General features: G+C 65.1%; 2 protein-coding genes. Both read right to left on the minus strand.

Annotated features, from left to right (window positions below; genetic code table 11):
• The coding region (locus tag HCC78_RS28385; RefSeq protein ID WP_172332124.1) for a DUF5801 repeats-in-toxin domain-containing protein at positions 1 to 1,942 on the minus strand (1,942 nt) is incomplete at its 3' end.
• 680 nt (positions 1,943 to 2,622) lie between these two features.
• On the minus strand, positions 2,623 to 3,604 hold a 982-nt coding region (locus HCC78_RS28390; RefSeq protein ID WP_172332125.1), incomplete at its 5' end, for a TRAP transporter large permease.

The raw sequence follows: 3,604 nt of genomic DNA on the forward strand, positions 1-3,604 counted from the left end.
TGGTGCTGGCGGTATCATCCGGCGTGTTGGTGTCGTCGGTCACCAGCGTCGGGATCTCGCCGTCGGCAGAGACGCTCGGCCCGTCATCCCTGAAAGCGAAGGCATGGCCAATATCGAGCGACGCACCGGCGGATTCGCCGTCCTTGTCGGTCGCCGTCGCGGTCAGGGTGATCAGCCCGGCAGCGGCCAGGAGCGCCGGCGAGGCGGACTCGTCCGGATCCGTCCCGTCGTCATGCTCGACCGAACGGTCCTGCTGCTGGGTGATCTGCATCGTTCCCAAGTCGAGGCTGATGGTGAAGGCGATGGTGCCGCCGCCGAGCCCGGCGCCCGGATCCCCCGCAAGATAGCCTTCGATCAGCGTTCCGGCCGCATTGGCGCGCAGCAGGATGTCGTCGCCGCTCAGCGAGTCGTTCAGGCCGCTGTCGGTGCCGTCGCCGCCGGTGATCGCCATCGCAAGGACCAGGGCTCCTGCATCCGCAATGCCGTCATCATTGTCGTCAAGCGGACCGTCGGCGCTTTCGGTCACCTGGAAGATGCCGGCGATGCTGGCGGTGCTGGTGTCTCCGGGCGTGTCCGTGTCGTCGGTTTCCAGCGTCGGCATGGCGCCGATCACGGCCACGCCCGGCGCGCTGTCATGGAAATCCATCTGCAGCGGATCGGTATCGACCGCCGAACTGCCCAGCTCTATCGCGCCGATGTCGAAGGTCTTGTTGCCGCCGGCCGGAACGGTGTCATTGGTGATCTCGATCCGGTTGATGTCGCCCGCGCCGAAGACCCGGACCGAGTAGGTCTCGATCAGGTTCACCACGCTGGCCGTGGATCCGCTGACGCCGATCTGGACTGCGGGATCGCCGGTATTGACGGTGCCGGTTCCCGAGGTCCAGAAGGCCACGACCGTCCCGGCACCGTTCTGCACCTCGACCCGCTCGAGCGCGACCGGCGTCTCGTTAATGCCGTCCACCGAGTTCGCGAAGAACTCCGCGTCGCTGGTCCCGCCCTGGGCCGAGCTGTCGACGAAGAAGGCCTGTACGTCGACATCGACGGTGTTGGCGGCGTTGCCGCCAGTCTGGACGAGGCCGAACTCGATCTCGTTGATCCCGGTCAGGAAGTTCCCGAAGGTGATCGCGTCCGCATCATTGGTGTCGTAATTGAACTTCAGGTCATCGCCCGTGGGCGCGCCGTCGACGATGTCGACCCTGACCGTGTCGCCCACCTTTACCGACTGCTGGTCCTTGCCGATGCCGATGGTCGAAGTGTTGACCTTGCCGTTATTGGCCTCCGTCGTGCCGTCGGCATCGCCGTCGATCTCGTAGGGCGAGCTGGTCACGAGGATCTGCGCGCCGCCGATTTCGTCGCCCTCGAAGGCGAGCCAGTCATTGGCCCCCGGAGGCGCGGCGGAGAAGTCGGTAAAGGATTCGCTCGCCGCGATCGTGACATAGGCGGTCGCCGACACGAATTCGTCCGGATCGGACCCGGCCGTCTGCTCCATGGCCAGAAAGTTCATGAGGAAAATGTCGGAGGACGTCCCCGAGGTCGAGTCGATGACCGCGATGAAGGCGATATTGCCCGAGGCGGTCATCCCGATCAGGACATTGTCGTTCGACGGATCCGTTGTCAGCGTGACCGGCTCGTAGCTGTTGGTGGTTGGGTCGAGAGCCAGCAGCGTGGTGGGCTCGGCCGAGAGCAGTTCGCCTCCGGCATCGGTCCAGGACAGGTTGTCGAACCCGTCCGGCGTGCTGACCGCATCGCTCAGCAGCGCCACGTTGTCCGGATCGCCGAGCGTTGCGAGATACGTCGTGTCGAGATAGCCGTAGATGGCAGCGCTCATCTCCGCGGACAGATCGGCGACGGGAATCTCGTTCTTGCCTCCGTCCGTATCCACTCCCGCCGTTTCGTCGATCCTGATCGGCGTCGTGACCACCAGTACACTTTCGTCAGCCATGTCCGTTCCTCCCCTCGGTTGCGCGAAGGCAGGGAGCTGGGATCGACCCTGAAGTCCGCCGGTGACAGGGCACTCCGCCCCGGCGGACGACTTTTCCAAAGTCTTAAACTACAGGATTGCGCGATCCGCCTTCACGCCAGACACGATCGCGCGCCAGCACCCACGCTTCACCCGGATAGCTTCGCAGTGCACCCATCGCACTGCCCGAAATACAACCTTTGGTAGCATACAAATTCAAGAATATCTATCGGGGGGATATGTCGGCCGGAAACAAAGGGAGTGCGCCCCTGGGCATTGAAGTTTGCCGCCCCGGCGGCATCGCCGTGCCAAGGTGTGCTGAGGCTGAACTCCTCTGGCAACCGCCGGACTCATGGCAGCGCTTTTGTGCTAAAATTTTCAGGTTTCCGCCGCCCCTTTCTGCCCGTCATATGTCCGGTAAGATTGCATTACCGGTCATCATATATTCAGGTGGCGCCGGACCCTGACAGGCGCGCTACGGCCTGTGTCTCCATCCTGCGTGCCAGGCTCTTGGGTTCTCTCCGCGGTCACCGCTCCGGCCGCCGCATGTTTGCGTTCAGGGTCGGGCTAAACTGAGGCCCATCCACATTGCGGTGCGAAAGAGCCCCGCCTTTCGGCGGGGCTGGAGTTTCGCCGGATTTCTGCGTCCGCCGGGGCGCGTATCAGCCGAACATCGTATCCGGAATGAAGGTCGCGATGGCGGGGAAGGCGATGATCAGCAGGAGCCCGAGGATCATCGCCAGCAGGAAGGGCGTCACGCCTCGGAACACCGTCGTCAGGGCCACGTCCGGCCCCGCCACGCCGCGCACGACGAAGACGTTCATGCCCACCGGAGGGGTGATCATCCCCATCTCGATCACGATCACCGCCACCACGCCGAACCAGACCGGGTCGAAGCCGAAGCCGGTGATGACCGGGAAGACGATCGGAATGGTGATCACCAGCATCGACAGGCCGTCCATGAACATCCCCAGCACCACATAGGCCAGCAGGATCACGACCAGCGTGCCGTAGGGCCCGAGGCCCAGCGTCTGCAGCTCTTCCCCGAGCGTCGCCGGGATATGCGTGATGGCCAGGAACGGGTTCAGCACGTTGGCGCCGATCACCACCATGTAGAGCATGGCGGAGGTCTTCAGCGTGTCGAGCACGGCCGCCTTGAACCCCGCCCAGCCCAGCCGGCGCTGCACCAGCGCCATCAGGATCACCAGCCCGGCGCCGATGCCGGAGGCCTCCACCGGGGTGAAGACGCCCAGATAGATGCCGCCGATCGACACCAGGATGACCCCGAAGAGCGGCCAGGCCTCGGAGGACACGCGGATGCGCTCGGCCCAGGTGAAGACCGGCCCCTGCGGCCCGGCCTCGGGGTTCAGCGTCGCCACCAGCCAGATCACGGCCATGAAGAGCGCCGCCAGCAGCAGCCCCGGCAGGATGCCCGCCATGAAGAGCCGCCCGATCGATTCCTCGGTCAGGATCGCGTAGAGCACGAAGCCGGTCGAGGGCGGGATCAGGAAGCCGAGCGTGCCGCCCGCCGCGACCGACCCGGTGGCGAGACTGTCGGCATAGCCGAGGCGCTTCATCTCCGGCAGGGCGACCTTGCCGAGCGTCACCGCCGTGGCGACGGACGAGCCCGAGACCGCCGAGAAG

The sequence above is a fragment of the Mangrovicoccus sp. HB161399 genome, assembly GCF_013184745.1.
Lineage (GTDB): Bacteria > Pseudomonadota > Alphaproteobacteria > Rhodobacterales > Rhodobacteraceae > Mangrovicoccus.